Annotated in this window: 14 protein-coding genes; 1 reads left to right on the top strand and 13 read right to left on the bottom strand. The window is 65.2% G+C overall.

The window, feature by feature from the left end; translation table 11 throughout:
• Positions 1-7: 7 nt before the first annotated feature.
• From VFG17_RS20780 to VFG17_RS20810, 7 genes are all read right to left on the bottom strand, one after another.
• Positions 8-1,177 (bottom strand): saccharopine dehydrogenase family protein, encoded by a 1,170-nt coding sequence (locus VFG17_RS20780; protein WP_325031269.1) that lies wholly within the window; start codon positions 1,175-1,177, stop codon positions 8-10.
• Between the two features lie 72 nt (positions 1,178-1,249).
• Positions 1,250-1,765 carry a DoxX family protein gene (locus tag VFG17_RS20785; protein WP_325031270.1) on the bottom strand — a complete coding sequence of 172 codons (516 nt, stop codon included), beginning with the start codon at positions 1,763-1,765 and terminating at the stop codon, positions 1,250-1,252.
• 68 nt (positions 1,766-1,833) lie between these two features.
• On the bottom strand, positions 1,834-3,555 hold the full coding sequence (locus VFG17_RS20790; RefSeq protein ID WP_325031271.1) for a cellulase family glycosylhydrolase: 1,722 nt from the start codon (positions 3,553-3,555) through the stop codon (positions 1,834-1,836).
• A 77-nt stretch (positions 3,556-3,632) separates the two neighbouring features.
• Positions 3,633-4,187 (bottom strand): dCTP deaminase, encoded by a 555-nt coding sequence (dcd, locus tag VFG17_RS20795; RefSeq protein ID WP_137894259.1) that lies wholly within the window; start codon positions 4,185-4,187, stop codon positions 3,633-3,635.
• Positions 4,188-4,226: 39 nt separating this feature from the next.
• The gene (locus tag VFG17_RS20800) at positions 4,227-4,688 is read right to left on the bottom strand and encodes a cytidine deaminase (protein ID WP_325031272.1); all 462 of its coding nucleotides are present in this window, start codon (positions 4,686-4,688) and stop codon (positions 4,227-4,229) included.
• Entirely contained in the window at positions 4,685-5,440 is a 756-nt protein-coding gene (locus VFG17_RS20805; RefSeq protein ID WP_325031273.1) for a glycoside hydrolase family 25 protein, read from the bottom strand. Before VFG17_RS20805 ends, VFG17_RS20800 begins: the two co-directional genes overlap by 4 nt.
• 2 nt (positions 5,441-5,442) lie before the next feature.
• Entirely contained in the window at positions 5,443-5,940 is a 498-nt protein-coding gene (locus VFG17_RS20810) for a UPF0262 family protein (protein ID WP_313910932.1), read from the bottom strand.
• A 131-nt stretch (positions 5,941-6,071) separates the two neighbouring features.
• Here VFG17_RS20810 and VFG17_RS20815 point away from each other — a divergent pair, with 131 nt between their 5' ends.
• Positions 6,072-7,583 (top strand): replicative DNA helicase, encoded by a 1,512-nt coding sequence (locus VFG17_RS20815; protein WP_325031274.1) that lies wholly within the window; start codon positions 6,072-6,074, stop codon positions 7,581-7,583.
• Between the two features lie 42 nt (positions 7,584-7,625).
• Here VFG17_RS20815 and VFG17_RS20820 read toward each other — a convergent pair whose 3' ends face one another.
• The 6 genes from VFG17_RS20820 to astD form a co-directional block, all read right to left on the bottom strand.
• Positions 7,626-8,411: a phosphoadenylyl-sulfate reductase gene (locus VFG17_RS20820; protein ID WP_325031275.1), complete on the bottom strand. Its 786-nt coding sequence runs from the start codon at positions 8,409-8,411 to the stop codon at positions 7,626-7,628.
• Complete coding sequence (locus tag VFG17_RS20825; protein WP_325031276.1) at positions 8,404-8,826, bottom strand: DUF934 domain-containing protein; 423 nt, start codon at positions 8,824-8,826, stop codon at positions 8,404-8,406. Before VFG17_RS20825 ends, VFG17_RS20820 begins: the two co-directional genes overlap by 8 nt.
• Positions 8,819-10,453, bottom strand: coding sequence for a nitrite/sulfite reductase (locus VFG17_RS20830; protein WP_325031277.1), 1,635 nt, complete (start codon positions 10,451-10,453; stop codon positions 8,819-8,821). Before VFG17_RS20830 ends, VFG17_RS20825 begins: the two co-directional genes overlap by 8 nt.
• Position 10,454: 1 nt before the next feature.
• Entirely contained in the window at positions 10,455-10,751 is a 297-nt protein-coding gene (locus VFG17_RS20835) for a DUF2849 domain-containing protein (RefSeq protein WP_325031278.1), read from the bottom strand.
• Entirely contained in the window at positions 10,739-11,536 is a 798-nt protein-coding gene (gene cobA, locus VFG17_RS20840; RefSeq protein ID WP_325031279.1) for a uroporphyrinogen-III C-methyltransferase, read from the bottom strand. The genes VFG17_RS20835 and cobA overlap by 13 nt, the downstream gene beginning before the upstream one ends.
• A gap of 168 nt (positions 11,537-11,704) precedes the next feature.
• Positions 11,705-13,150, bottom strand: a complete 1,446-nt coding sequence (astD, locus tag VFG17_RS20845) for a succinylglutamate-semialdehyde dehydrogenase (protein WP_325031280.1) — start codon at positions 13,148-13,150, stop codon at positions 11,705-11,707.
• Positions 13,151-13,229: the final 79 nt, after the last annotated feature.

A 13,229-nucleotide genomic window follows, 5' to 3' on the forward strand; every position in this document is an offset into this window, starting at 1 on the left:
CAGTCTTTTAGTCCTCTAGTCGAAAGGTCAGCCCGGCGTTCGCGGTCAGCCGCGCGATCAGCGAATCGCCAAGCAGCGCACCCGGCGTCCACACGCCGCCCGCACCCTTGTTTTCGAGCAGCGCCATGCCCGTTTCCGCGAGCATCTTCGATGTCGAGCCATAGCCGGGGTCGCGGTCGCCCTGAACGCTCGCGCGTACGGTCGTGCCGTCCGGATATTCGCCGATGAAGAGAATGTCATAGAAGCCCTTCTCGCGCTCTTCCTTGCTCGGGCCCTCGCCGGGCTGGAGCGTCGACTCGCCGAACGGATTCGCCTTCGCCATCGCTTCGGCCATCGCCTTTCCGGCGTCGCCGATCGTCGTCATCACCATCTCGTCGTAAACCAGATCCGCGCCCCATTTGTGGCCGAGCAGGAAATTGGTGCGGTGGACATTCTTGGTGTTGATCGGCGCCATCACGAAGGGCGCGGTCCAGGTGCCGGTTGCCGCGTCATATTCGGGGATCAGCCCGGTCGGCTGCGAGGGGCCCTCGAAGCCGGGCGTCAGCGCGAAGGAGGATTTGAGCAACAGCGCGAGCGACGGCTTTTTGGCGATCGCTTTCAACGTTTCGGTCAGGCTCGCGATCGTTCCGCCCGAGGCGCCGCCCGCCATCTTGCGGACGCGGCCTTTCACCCGAGGCGCGGGCTTGCCGTGGCGCTTCACGGCTTCGGCCTGCAGGAAGGATACGCCGAGGTCGAAGGGGATCGAGTCGAACCCGCAGCTGAAGGTGATGCGCGCGCCCGACGCCTTGGCCGCGGCTTCATGTTGGTCGATCATCTCGCGCATCCAGCCGGGTTCGCCGCAAAGATCGGCATAGGCGGTGCCCGCGCGGACGCAGGCGGCGACGAGTTCGCTGCCGTAAAGCTGGTAGGGACCGACGGTCGTGAGCACGACCTTCGTGCTCTGCGCCAACTTGTCGAGGCTCGCGGGATCGCTCGCGTCGGCGACGATCAGCGGCGTTTCGGGGCTCGCGCCGATAAGGCCGCGAACCTCGGCCAGCTTGTCGAGGCTGCGGCCCGCCATCGCCCATTTGGGCGCGTCCTTGCGGCCTTTGTACTGGTGCGCGAGATATTCGGCGACGAGGCGGCCGGTAAAGCCGGTCGCGCCGTAAACGACGATGTCGAAATCGCGGGACGCCATGGCAAACCCTCCCTTTACGTAAACGTTAAGTGGAGGCTAGCGCAGACGGCCCGCGATGCCAAGCGCGAAGGTCTAGCGGCGCCAGAAGGGGCGGCGCTTCTCGACCACCACCGGCGCCCCGGCCGCCTCGGCGCGGCCCTCGGCGCGCGCGGCGCGCAGTTCGGCGTCGGTCGCGTGCTGCTCCGCGCGCCGCGTCGCCAGCTCGTCGCGGCGGCGCTGGCGCAGCGCATCATAGCTCCAGCGCGTGTTGCCATAGCCGAAGAGGCAGAGCAGGCCGCCCGCGATCGCGAGATTCTTCATTGCTGCCGTCGCCTGCATCGGGTCGGTGAACTCGCGGTGGAAGAAGAGGATCGTCAGTAGCACGAACGCCGTGAGCAGGATCGACCACAGCCGCGTCGCGATGCCGAGCGCGAGGCATACGCCCGCCACAAGTTCGAAAAGGCCGGTCGGAATCGCGAGCCCGCCGGGCAGGCCTGCGGCGGATATCATCGCATTGGTATCGTTGACATGGATCAGCTTGTTGATCCCCGACACGATGAAAATCACCGCGATGAACAGGCGGCCGAAAAAGACGGCGATCATGGACATAAGACATCCTCCACTGCACGCCCCTCCGCTTGTGCAAAGAGGACGCACACAGGAGCATTGGGTTCCGGCTATCGCGGCGTGAAGACGATCTCGGCGACCTCGCAGTCGCTGCAATCAAACGCGCGCAGCGTTGCGGTGCCGGGCCCGGCGGGGAGCTCGACGTCGGCGAGCTTGACGATCTGCCACGCGGTACCGGCGGGAACGGCGACGCCGCGTTCGTCGATGCCGATGCGCCCGCCCTTGCCCGAGCGCACGCGTGCGCTGACGGTCCAGCGGCCCGCGCGGGCGATGTCAGCGCTGTAGCGCATATATTCGCCGGTGACGAAATCGGTGACAGAGGCCGTCCCATCGGGTTCACGCGCGATGTCGACGCCGTCGTTGCGATATGTCGTGCCATTGTTCCACGGCGTCCGCTCGCCGCCGGTCGCGACGTGATAATTGGCGTCGACCGTGTCGTGATAGGCGGTGCCTGGCGGGCCGAGGTCGTAATCGGCGGCGGCGATGGTGAGGGGGCTTGTGCCGAGCGTGCGCGCCTTGAAAGCGCGATAGGCCGGGTCGTGCGGCTGGCGAAACATCGCGTCGATGACGTCGGGCTTGGGGATGTTCTTGTCGAAGCGGGTGTTTTCGGCGAGCTGCATCATCGCCGCGAAGGCCTCGTCGGTGCCCGGCTTCGGGCCCTTGGCCGTCATCCATTGGACGATCTTCATCCAGCCCTCGCCGGGCGTGATCTCGAGCGGCTGGTTGAAGCCGATCTTTTTGAGCGGCCAGAAATTCCAGCCGATGCCGGCGCCTTCCACCAGCCCGATCGCGCCCTGATACCAGCCATTACTGTTCTCGCCCGACTCGCCGAGCCAGATCGGGCGGTTATAGCTGGTACGCAGCGCCTTGATTTCCGCGATGCTCGCCGCGTCGTTGCGGTTCCAATATTTGTGGAAGCTCAGCACCATATTGGCGTCCCACGCGGGCGGCAGGCCCTTGTAATTATTGCCCCAGCAATTGCCCTCGATGATCACGATATGCTTTGGGTCGACGTCGCGGATCGCCTTGGTGATGCGCTGTTGCAGCGCCCACACCGCCTCACTCTCGGTCTCGTCGCAGCCATTTCCCTTGCCGGGGGTCGCAAAGCTCCAGTTTGGCTCGTTGATCAGGTCGTAAGCGCCGATCCACGGTTCGTCCTTGTAGCGCGCCGCGAGCTTGGCCCACAGCGCGACGGTCTTGCGCTGATTCTCCGCGCTCTGCCACAGCGACGGTTTCGCCGGATCGCGGTCGGAAATCGCGAGATCATTGCCTTGGCCGCCCGGCGCGGCATGGAGGTCTAGGATCAGCCAGATGCGGTTCGCCTTGCTCCATTCGAGCAGGCGGTCGATCCGCCGGAAACCTTCCTCGTGCCACGTATCCTGACCGGCTTTGGGTTCCTTGTCGGCGGGCAGGGTGAGCTGGTCGAAATGGATCGGCAGGCGCACCGAGTTGAAACCCCACTTCGCCATCTGGTCGATGTCGGCTTTGGTCGTGTGATTGTCGAGCCACGCGCGATAGAAAGTCGCCGTTCGCTCCTCGCCGACGAGTTCGACGAGCTTGGCGCGAATCCTGTGCTGCTGTCCTATCTCGCCGAGCTTCAGCATATAGCCTTCCTGCAGCATCCAGCCGCCGAGTCCCATGCCGCGCAGGATCACCGGATTGCCCGATCCGTCGACGATCTCGGTCCCCGCGACCTTCAGAAAGCCCTCGGCGTGCGCGGCCGTGGACGAAAGCAGCGCGGCGAGAGCGAGCGTGCCCGTTCGGAGTTTCATGACCTCATCCCCATTTTATTTATGGGAACGTTATCAATTTTCGCCGCGAGAACAAGCGCGATAGCGAAATAGCTGTATCAAAGCTTGGGCAGCGTCACGCCCTTCTGCCCCATATATTTGCCCGCGCGGTCGGCATAGCTCGTCTCGCACGGCTCGTTGCCCTGCAGGAACAGGAACTGGCACGCGCCCTCGTTCGCGTAGATTTTGGCGGGCAGGGGGGTGGTGTTCGAAAATTCTAGCGTCACATGCCCTTCCCAGCCGGGTTCGAGCGGGGTGACGTTCACGATGATGCCGCAGCGCGCGTAGGTCGACTTGCCCAGACAGATGACGAGTATGTCGCGCGGGATGCGGAAATATTCGACCGTGCGGGCGAGCGCAAAACTGTTCGGCGGGATGATGCAGACGTCGGTTTCGCGGTCGACGAAATTCTTGGGGTCGAATTCCTTGGGGTCGACCGTGGTCGAATCGATGTTGGTGAAAATCTTGAATTCGGGCGCGACGCGCGCGTCATAGCCGTAGGAGGAGAGGCCGTAGCTGATGCAGCCGTCGCGGCGCTGCGCCTCGACGAACGGTTCGATCATGCCCTGCGTTCGGGCGGCTTCGCGAATCCAGCGATCGGAAAGAATGGCCATGCGTGTCTCTTGTAGGGGCTGCGCGCGTTGCGCAAGCGGTCAGTCGATGAGGCCGAGGTCCTTCGGCCCGAAAGCCGCGGGCAGCAGTTCGCTAAGCCTGTAGCTCTTCACCGCCTTGCCGTCGCCCGAGGCGCAATGGACGAGAATGTCGGTCTTCGACCGTTCGGCCGCCTCGTTGAGAATCTGGCGGCAGCGGCCGCACGGATTGACCGGATCGCTGCCACTCAGCGCATCGCCGTCGGGGCGTCCGCCGACGATCGCGACTTCGGCAAGCTCGCCGATCCAGCCTTCGTTAGCGATCTTTGCGACCGCCGCGGTTTCGGCACAGAGGGTGAGGCCGTAGCTGGCATTCTCGACATTGGCGCCCGTCACCACATCGCCATTCTTGAGCAGCAGCGCCGCACCGACGTGAAAACCCGAATAGGGGGCGTAGGCGCGGCTCGCGGCGTCGCGCGCGGCATCGATCAGCGCGTCGCGAGTGTCGGGGCGGGTCTCGGTCATCGCATCTCTCCTCGCGGGCGCAGCACGTTCCAGCCGACAGTGCCCTTGGCGCCCGACAGCCGGACATAGTCGTTCGCCTGCCACATCGCCCAGGGATGCGCGCCATAATCTGGTTCGAAGAAATCGCGGCGCAGCCAGGTCGTGCGCGCGATCCCCTGCGTCACCCTGTAATCGCTTTCGAACGCCGGGCCGGGCGCGATCAGGCTCTGCTTGCCCATATGCGCCTCGATCTGGGCGAGAAATGTCGCGAGTTCGGACAGCAGCAGCGCGCGTGTCGGCCGGTCGGGGCAGCGGTCGTCGTAATCGAGCCACACCACGGCGGGCAGCATATCGGCGCGGCGCGGCACATGGCGGATGAAATTTGCGGCCTGGTCGGTCGCGAGCTGGCAGAGGCTGTAGCGGTGGATCGCGCCCGCCTGCACCCCCGCCTCGCGCGCTTCGGCCATGTTGCGGGCGAATTTCGCGTCGATCCCGCCCAACCCGTCGGTCGCCATGATATAGGCGAACTCGGCGCCCGCGGCCTTGATCGAGCCCCAATGGACGTCGCCGTTGCCGGCGTCGATCGTCACGCCCTGCGTCGGATAGATGGCGCGATCGGGCGTCCAGCGCGCCGCCCACCAGAGCGCGAGGCCCGCGGCGAGGAGCAGCAGCACGATGGCGGCACCGATCCGGCGCAGCAGACGCGCGATCCTCGCGCGCCACGCCGCCGCGGCCTGCGCCGCCTTTCCGCCCCTGATTACCCCCGCCTTCATCGTCAGCCCTTGATGTGCAACACGCAGATCAGTGTGAATAATCGCCGTGCGGTGTCGAAATCGACCGCGATCTTGCCGTCGAGCCGGTCCATCAGCATCTCGGCCGCTTCATTGTGCAGCGCGCGGCGCGCCATGTCGACGGTCTCGATCTGCTGCGCGGTCGAGGTCTTGATCGCCTGATAATAGCTGTCGCAGATCGCGAAATAGTCGCGGATCGGGCGGCGAAAGCGCCCGAGGCCGAGGATGATCGCTTCCAATGGCGAGCCATCTTCGCGCGCGATTTCAAAGATCAACCGGCCATCTTCGACACGCAGCATCAAGCGGTAGGGGCCGGCATAGCCGTCGGGGTGGCCGCGCTGCGGTACGAACTTGTTATCCTCGATCAGGTCGAAGATCGCGACGCGGCGTTCCTGCTCGACGTCGGGATTGCGCCAGACGATCGACCCTTCGTCGAGCTCGACCGAAATGATCCGCTGTCGGGAGGGGTCTGCGTGGCTCATGCTGTCCGTGCTTCTACTTGGGCTGCGGCGAAGGGCAAGGGGGTGGACTTATTCACAGCAACCCACAGTTATGATAACCTGTGCGGCATCGCCTGTTGCGCCGCCTGAAGCGGCATCGCATGAAGGTCGCCATGCCTGAACTAGCCCTGATTCCGACCCCGGCCAACCCCGGGGATGAACGCCAATTACCCCGCAATATCGAGGCCGAGGCCGCATTTCTCGGCGCGATCCTGATCGACAACCGAGTCGTCGAGGATCTGCCGGTGGCGCTGACCCCCGACCACTTCTTCGAGCCGCTCCACGGCCGCATCTTTCAGCAGACGATGGCGCTGATCGAGCGCAACAGCATCGCGACGCCGGTGACGCTGAAGCCCTATTTCGAGGCCGACGAGGCGATGAAGGCGGTCGGCGGCGTCGGCTATCTTGCGCAATTGACCGGCAGCGGCGCGGGGCTGATCGGCGCGCGCGACTTCGCGCGGCAGATTTTCGACCTCGCATTGCTCCGCGAACTCGCCGGCGTCGGGCGCACGCTCGTCGACAATGCGCTCGACACCAGCGAGCGCGTCGACCCGCAGGCGCAGATCGAGGAGGCCGAAACCGCGCTTTACCGCGTCGCGGGCGGCGAGGCCGAGATGGGGTCGGTCAAGAATTTCAGCCAGGCGAGCCTCGTGGCACTTCAGGCGGCCGAGCGCGCGCTCAATTCGGGCGGCCATCTGTCGGGGATCACGACCGGGATCGCGAGCATGAACGCCAAGATCGGCGGCATGCACAATAGCGACTTGATGATCCTCGCAGGTCGTCCGGGCATGGGCAAGACCTCGCTCGCGACCAACATCGCCTATAATGCGGCCGAGCGCTTCCGCCGCGACGAGGATGACGGCATCCCGCCCGAAAAGAATATGGGCGCGAAGGTCGCCTTCTTCAGCCTCGAAATGTCGGCCGACCAGCTCGCGACGCGCGTGCTCGCCGAACAGTCGGGGGTGTCGGGCGAAGCGCTGCGCATGGGCAAGATCAGCAAGGAGCAGTTTCAGCAGCTCTCGCGCGCCGCGCAGGCGCTCCAGACGCTGCCTTTGTTCATCGACGATACGCCGGGGCTGACGATCGCGGGCCTGCGCACCCGCGCGCGGCGGCTGCAGCGGCGCCACGGCATCGGCTTCATCGTCGTCGACTATCTCCAACTATTGCAGGGCTCGTCGAAAAGCGGTGACAACCGCGTGCAGGAAATTTCGGAAATTTCGCGTGGATTAAAGACCTTGGCGAAGGAACTTAACGTCCCCGTGATGGCGCTGTCGCAGCTCAGCCGTCAGGTCGAAAGCCGTGAGGACAAGCGCCCGCAGCTCTCCGACCTTCGCGAATCGGGCTCGATCGAACAGGACGCCGACATGGTGCTCTTCGTGTTCCGCGAGGATTATTATGTCGCGGCGCGCGAGCCCAAGCGCCCGGTCGAGGGCGACGATGTGAAAATCCACGCGCAGCACGAGGAATGGGCCGCCGAAATGGAGCGCGTCTTCGGCCTTGCCGAAGTCATCGTCGCCAAATCGCGTCACGGCTCGACCGGCAAGGTTCGCCTGCACTTCGAGGCGAAGACGACCAAGTTCAGCGACCTCGCCGACGACAGCATGGCGTATGAGGATTATGAGTAATCAGCTGTGCCCCTGCGAAGGCAGGGGCACAGCCTCTGAATGTCAGAACGCCGGGTCGTTCGCCGGGTCGTCGTCCAACGGCGTCACTTCGCTGTGGATGCCGCATTCGGTCTTGTCCCAGCCGCGCCAGCGGCCCGAGCGCGGGTCTTCGCCCGGCTTGACCTTCGACGTGCAGGGCGAGCAGCCGATCGACGGATAGCCCTCGGCTTCGAGGGGGTGGCGTGGCAGCTCATGCGTCGCGAAATAATCGTCGAGCATCTCGCGCGTCCAGTTGGCGAGCGGATTGAATTTCAGCCGGCCGGTGGTGCCGTCGAGCTCGAAGCGCGCGAGGCCCTGCCGCGTCGCCGACTGGAAACCCTTGCGCCCGGTGATCGAGGTGTCGAAATCGGTCAGCGTCTTTTCGAGCGGCTTGACCTTGCGGATCTCGCAGCAGCCGTCGGGGTCGTAGGACCAGCGCAGTTCGGTCGCATCTTTCGCCGCCAGTTCCTCGGCGTCGGGGGTCAGGTTGACGATGTTGAGCTTCAGCTTCGCCGCGAGGGTGTCGCGATACGCCAAGGTTTCGGGGAAATGCTTGCCGGTGTCGAGGAACAGCACGGGCATGTCGGGCGCGGCTTGGGCCACGAGGTGCAGCAGCACCGCGCTCTCGGCGCCGAAGCTCGATACGATCGCACTTTCGCCGAGCAGCCCGGCGCCGATCACGCTCGCGACGACTTCGGCGGCGTCCTGACCGCGGAACAGGTTGTTGAGGCGGATGACGTCTGCCTGCGTGAAGCGCGGCGCCACGTCGATCCGGTCGCGGGTGCGGGGTTCGGCCTTCACGTCAGCCATGCCTCAGCTTCCAGATCGGCACCGCCTCGTCGGTCGCATCCTGATAGACATGCGAATAGCGGTTTAGCGCCGCCTCGACGTCGGCGGGGTTGAGCGAATGCTGCGACGAGAAACTGTCGAAGCCGCAGCGCCGCATGAAGAAGAGGAGGTCGATGAGCACATCGCCCTCGGCGCGCAATTCCCCCTCATATCCAGCCTCGCGCAGGATGCGCGCGCTCGAAAAGCCGCGCCCGTCGCGAAAGCGCGGGAAGGAGATTTCGATGAGCTGCAGCCGGCCCAGAAAGGGAATCAGCCGCCGCGCATCCTCGCCCGCCTCGAGCCGCACCGCGGTCGCGTCGGTCTGTTCGAGGAAAGCGTCAAGCGTGACCGCCGGCTCTTCGTGCGGCTGGTCGTCGCGGTAACGGAAATTAGCCATAGATGGCCTCCTTGAAAGGGTCGAGGCCGACGCGGCGATAGGTGTCGAGGAAACGTTCGCCGGGCTCGCGCAGTTCGCGATAGCGTTCGACGGTGCGCTCGACCGCATCGACGATCCCGGCTTCGTCGAAGCCGGGGCCGGTGATCTTGGCCTGCGACGTGTCTTCGGCACCCGAACCGCCGAGCAGCAGCTGATAATTTTCGGTGCCTTTGCGGTCGACGCCGAGGATGCCGATCTGGCCGGCGTGATGATGACCGCAAGCGTTGATGCAGCCCGAGATTTTGATCTTGAGCTCGCCGATGTCGAGCTGGCGTTCCATGTTGGCGAAACGCTCCGAAATCTTCTGCGCCAGCGGGATCGAGCGCGCGTTGGCGAGGGTGCAATAATCGAGCCCGGGGCAGGCGATGATGTCGGTGACGAGGTCGAGATTGACGTTCGCAAGGCCCGCGGCGTCGAGCGCCTGCCAAACCGCATAGAGATCGGCCTTGCGGACGTGCGGCAGCACGAGGTTCTGCGCGTGCGTCGCGCGAATCTCGTCGAAGCTGTAGCGTTCGGCGAGGTCGGCGACGAGGTCCATCTGCTCGGCCGAAATGTCGCCGGGGATGCCGCCGATGGGTTTCAGGCTGATATTGGCGATCGCATAGCCGGGCGCCTTGTGTTCGACGACCTGGCGGTCGACCCACAAGGCGAAGTCGGGGTCGCTGCGGTCGATTTCGTCCGAGAGACCGGTCTCGAACGGCGGCGGCGTGAAATATTCCGCGATGCGGTCATATTCCGCCTGCGGGAAATCGGTGCCGAGCGCGAGAAAGGTCTGAAACTCCTCCTCGACCTGGCGGCGGAATTCCTCTTCGCCGAGTTCGTGGACGAGGATCTTCATCCGCTGCTTGTGGATATTGTCGCGCCGCGCGTGGAGGTTCCACACGCGCAGGATCGCCTGCAAATAGGAGAAGATTTGCTGCGCCGGCAGGAAGTCGCGGATCTTGTACGCGATGAACGGTGTGCGCCCCATGCCGCCGCCGGCATAGACTTCAAAGCCTTCCTCGCCCGCCGCGTTGCGGACGATACGGAGCGCGCAGTCATGCCAGCGCAGCGCGGCGCGATCCTCGGCAGCCGAAATCACCGCGATCTTGAACTTGCGCGGCAAATAGCTGAATTCGGGGTGGAAGGTCGTCGCCTGGCGGATCAGCTCGGCCCAAGGGCGCGCGTCGCAGATCTCGTCGGCGGCGGCGCCGGCATATTGGTCGGCCGAAATGTTGCGGATGCTTTCGCCGCTGGTCTGGATCGCGTGCATTTCGACCGTCGCCAGCTCGGCGAGGATGTCGGGCGCTTCTTCCAGCTTGATCCAGTTATACTGGATATTCTGACGCGTGGTGAAATGGCCGTAACCGCGGTCATATTTGCGCGCGATGTCGGCGAGCTTGCGCATCTGTAGCGAATTGAACGTGCCATAGGGGATGGCGACGCGCAGCATATAGGCGTGAAGTTGGAGATAGAGGCCGTTCTTCAGCCGCAGCGGCTTGAACTGGTCGTCGTTGATGTCGCCCGCGATGCGGCGGCGCACCTGGTCGCGGAATTCCTCGACGCGCGCATCGACCATGCCCTGGTCGTACTTGTCATATTGGTACATGTCAGATCACCCAGTCGCCGGCCGTCGGATCGGCGGGTTTCAATGTGAGGTCGGGGCGCACGGTGGGGCCGAGCGCGCGGATGCGGTCCTTGATATGCGCGGGACGCGGACCGTCGGGGGTCGCCTCGGCATCGACGATATAGCCGCCGTTGACCCGCCGCGCGCCGTCCTCGGCGGCCAGCACCGCCTCGCCATGTTCGCCGACGTCGACGGCATCCTCGACATGGAGCGACCACTCGCGCCCGGCCCACCAGATGACAGCTCCCGATTTCAGGTCGTTGCCGGTCAAGATTCGCATGCAATATCCTTCAGATTATTGGCGACGCCGGGCGCGCCGAGGCAGTCGAGCGCGTCGGCGCGCGCCGCGACCTTGCCGACGATGATCAGCGCCGGGCTCGCGACCTTTTCGCGCGCGACGAGGTCGCCGAGATCGGTGAGCAGCGTGCGGAGGACGCGGGCATCCTTGGTCGTGCCGCGCTCGACGACCGCGACGGGCAGGCCCGGCGACACCCCATCCGCGATCAGCTTGTCGGTGATCGCGTGCGCGGTCGCGAGGCCCATATAGATGACGAGCGTGCGGCCATGGCCCGCGAGCCCCGACCAGTCCTGATCGGTCAGATCCTTGCACTGGCCGGCGACGAAGCTGACCGCGCTCGCATCCTCGCGGTGGGTGAGGGGAAGGCCGGCCTGCGCGGCACAGCCCGCGGCGGCGGTGATGCCGGGAACGACCTCGCAGGCGATGCCGGCTTCGCGCGCCGCATCGAGTTCCTCGCCGCCACGCCCGAAGATAAAGGGGTCGCCGCCTTTCAGCCGCACGACTTGCTTGCCGGCGAGCGTCTCGCGCACCAGCAGTTCGTTGATCAGTTCCTGCTTCATCGTGTGGCGGCTGCGCTGCTTCGCAACGCTGATCCGCTCGATATGCGCAGGGATCAGCGCGAGCACGCCTTCGCCGACGAGCCCGTCATGCACGACGAGGTCGGCGCTTTCGAGCAGCCGCGCGGCGCGCAGCGTCAAGAGGTCGGGATCGCCGGGACCGGCGCCGACGAGCCAGAGCTTGCCCGACGGAGAGGGAGACTTTTCCATGCTTGCGAACATGGTTCGCGCGCCCGGAAAGCGCAAAGCAGGCTTTATTGACGGTGGTGAAGGTAAAATTGCCGCTCCACCACCCTCGTCACCCCGGACTTGATCCGGGGTCCATGACTTCGTCGCCGGAATGGATGCCGGATCAAGTCCGGCATGACGAAAATGGGGTTACAGATATTTCTTCGTCACCAACTGCGATCCCTCGGGATCGCGCAAGCCCACGCCGATCGAGGCGCGCATCGCATCGCTTTCCGAGCTGGCGACCGGATAGGCGCAATAGTCGGCGGCATAAAAGGCGCTTGGCCGGTGATTGCCCGACAGGCCGATGCCGCCGAAGGGCGCCGCCGACGAGGCGCCGTTGGTCGGGCGATTCCAGTTGATCACCCCGGCGCGGGCGTTGGCCCAGAACTGGTCGTAAAGTTGCGGCGTGCCGCCGATCAGCGACGCCGACAGGCCGAATGCGGTGTTGTTCGCCTCGGCGATCGCGGCCTCGAAGCTGTCGACGCGGACGACCTGGAGCAGCGGACCGAACAGTTCGATATCGGGGCGCTCGGGCATCGCGGTCACGTCGATAATCCCGGGGGTCAGGAACGGGCGGCCCGCGACCGGGCGCGTCATGTGGCGGATCACCTGCCCGCCGTTCGACATCAGGACCAGAAAGCTTTCGGTGAGGCCGTCGGCCGCCTCATTGTCGATCACGGGTCCCATATAGGGGGCGGGGTCGGCGTGCGGGTGATCGACGATCAGCCGGTTCGCGAGGCTACACACTTCGTCGATCAGCGCGTCGGCGAGACCGTCCTTCACGATCAGCCGCCGCGCGTTGCTGCACCGCTGCCCGGCGCTCAGGAAAGCCGACTGGACGACAAGGATCGCCGCGGTGCGGATGTCGGCGGTGTCCCACACGACGATCGGGTTGTTGCCGCCCATTTCGAGCGCGAGCATCTTGCCCGGCTGGCCCGCGAACTGGCGGTTGAGGGCGAGCCCGGTGCGCGCCGAGCCGGTGAAGAGCAGCCCGTCGATGCTCTCATGGCCCGCGAGCGCCCTGCCTGTATCGGGGCCGCCGATGACGAGGCGTAGCACTTCCTGCGGCACACCCGCGCTGTGAAAGAGCTCGACGAGCTTCGCGCCGACCGCCGGGGTCTTTTCGGATGGTTTGAAGACCACCGAATTGCCCGCGATCAGCGCGGGGACGATATGGCCGTTCGGCAGGTGTGCCGGGAAATTATAGGGGCCGAGCACCGCGACCGCGCCGTGCGGTTTGTGGCGCACTGCATTGCGCAGACCCATTGCGCCCTCGATACGGCGGTTCGGCGTGCGTTCGGCATAGGCTTTGACCGAAATATCGACCTTGTTCGCAACCGATTCGACCTCGGTGCGCGCTTCCCACAGCGGTTTTCCGGTTTCGCGCGCGATCAGGTCGGCGAGCGCCTCGCCCTCGGCCTTTACCCGGTCGACGAAGCGGCGCAGCGTTTCGGTGCGAAAGGTGACGGGTTTGGATGCCCATTCGGGCCAGGCGCGGCGCGCGATTTCGACTTCGGCATCAACGTTGCTGACCGGCCCGCGCCAGAGCTCTTCGCCGGTTGCGGGTTCGAAGGAAATCAAGGACTCGCTCATGGTCGCCCGCGTCTTATCGGCGAAAGCGGGCTGCGGCAACCTGTGCGGCACCGGCGCCGCGCATTGCTTGCGCCGCACG

This window comes from Sphingopyxis sp. (assembly GCF_035686825.1).
Taxonomy (GTDB): Bacteria; Pseudomonadota; Alphaproteobacteria; order Sphingomonadales; family Sphingomonadaceae; genus Sphingopyxis.

Excerpts from the sequence above, each read along its gene's own strand:
- VFG17_RS20780 (WP_325031269.1), bottom strand. The coding sequence starts at position 1,177 with ATGGCGTCCCGCGATTTCGACATCGTCGTTTACGGCGCGACCGGCTTT.
- VFG17_RS20785 (WP_325031270.1), bottom strand. The coding sequence starts at position 1,765 with ATGTCCATGATCGCCGTCTTTTTCGGCCGCCTGTTCATCGCGGTGATT.
- VFG17_RS20790 (WP_325031271.1), bottom strand. The coding sequence starts at position 3,555 with ATGAAACTCCGAACGGGCACGCTCGCTCTCGCCGCGCTGCTTTCGTCC.
- dcd (WP_137894259.1), bottom strand. The coding sequence starts at position 4,187 with ATGGCCATTCTTTCCGATCGCTGGATTCGCGAAGCCGCCCGAACGCAG.
- VFG17_RS20800 (WP_325031272.1), bottom strand. The coding sequence starts at position 4,688 with ATGACCGAGACCCGCCCCGACACTCGCGACGCGCTGATCGATGCCGCG.
- VFG17_RS20805 (WP_325031273.1), bottom strand. The coding sequence starts at position 5,440 with ATGAAGGCGGGGGTAATCAGGGGCGGAAAGGCGGCGCAGGCCGCGGCG.
- VFG17_RS20810 (WP_313910932.1), bottom strand. The coding sequence starts at position 5,940 with ATGAGCCACGCAGACCCCTCCCGACAGCGGATCATTTCGGTCGAGCTC.
- VFG17_RS20815 (WP_325031274.1), top strand. The coding sequence starts at position 6,072 with ATGCCTGAACTAGCCCTGATTCCGACCCCGGCCAACCCCGGGGATGAA.
- VFG17_RS20820 (WP_325031275.1), bottom strand. The coding sequence starts at position 8,411 with ATGGCTGACGTGAAGGCCGAACCCCGCACCCGCGACCGGATCGACGTG.
- VFG17_RS20825 (WP_325031276.1), bottom strand. The coding sequence starts at position 8,826 with ATGGCTAATTTCCGTTACCGCGACGACCAGCCGCACGAAGAGCCGGCG.
- VFG17_RS20830 (WP_325031277.1), bottom strand. The coding sequence starts at position 10,453 with ATGTACCAATATGACAAGTACGACCAGGGCATGGTCGATGCGCGCGTC.
- VFG17_RS20835 (WP_325031278.1), bottom strand. The coding sequence starts at position 10,751 with ATGCGAATCTTGACCGGCAACGACCTGAAATCGGGAGCTGTCATCTGG.
- cobA (WP_325031279.1), bottom strand. The coding sequence starts at position 11,536 with ATGGAAAAGTCTCCCTCTCCGTCGGGCAAGCTCTGGCTCGTCGGCGCC.
- astD (WP_325031280.1), bottom strand. The coding sequence starts at position 13,150 with ATGAGCGAGTCCTTGATTTCCTTCGAACCCGCAACCGGCGAAGAGCTC.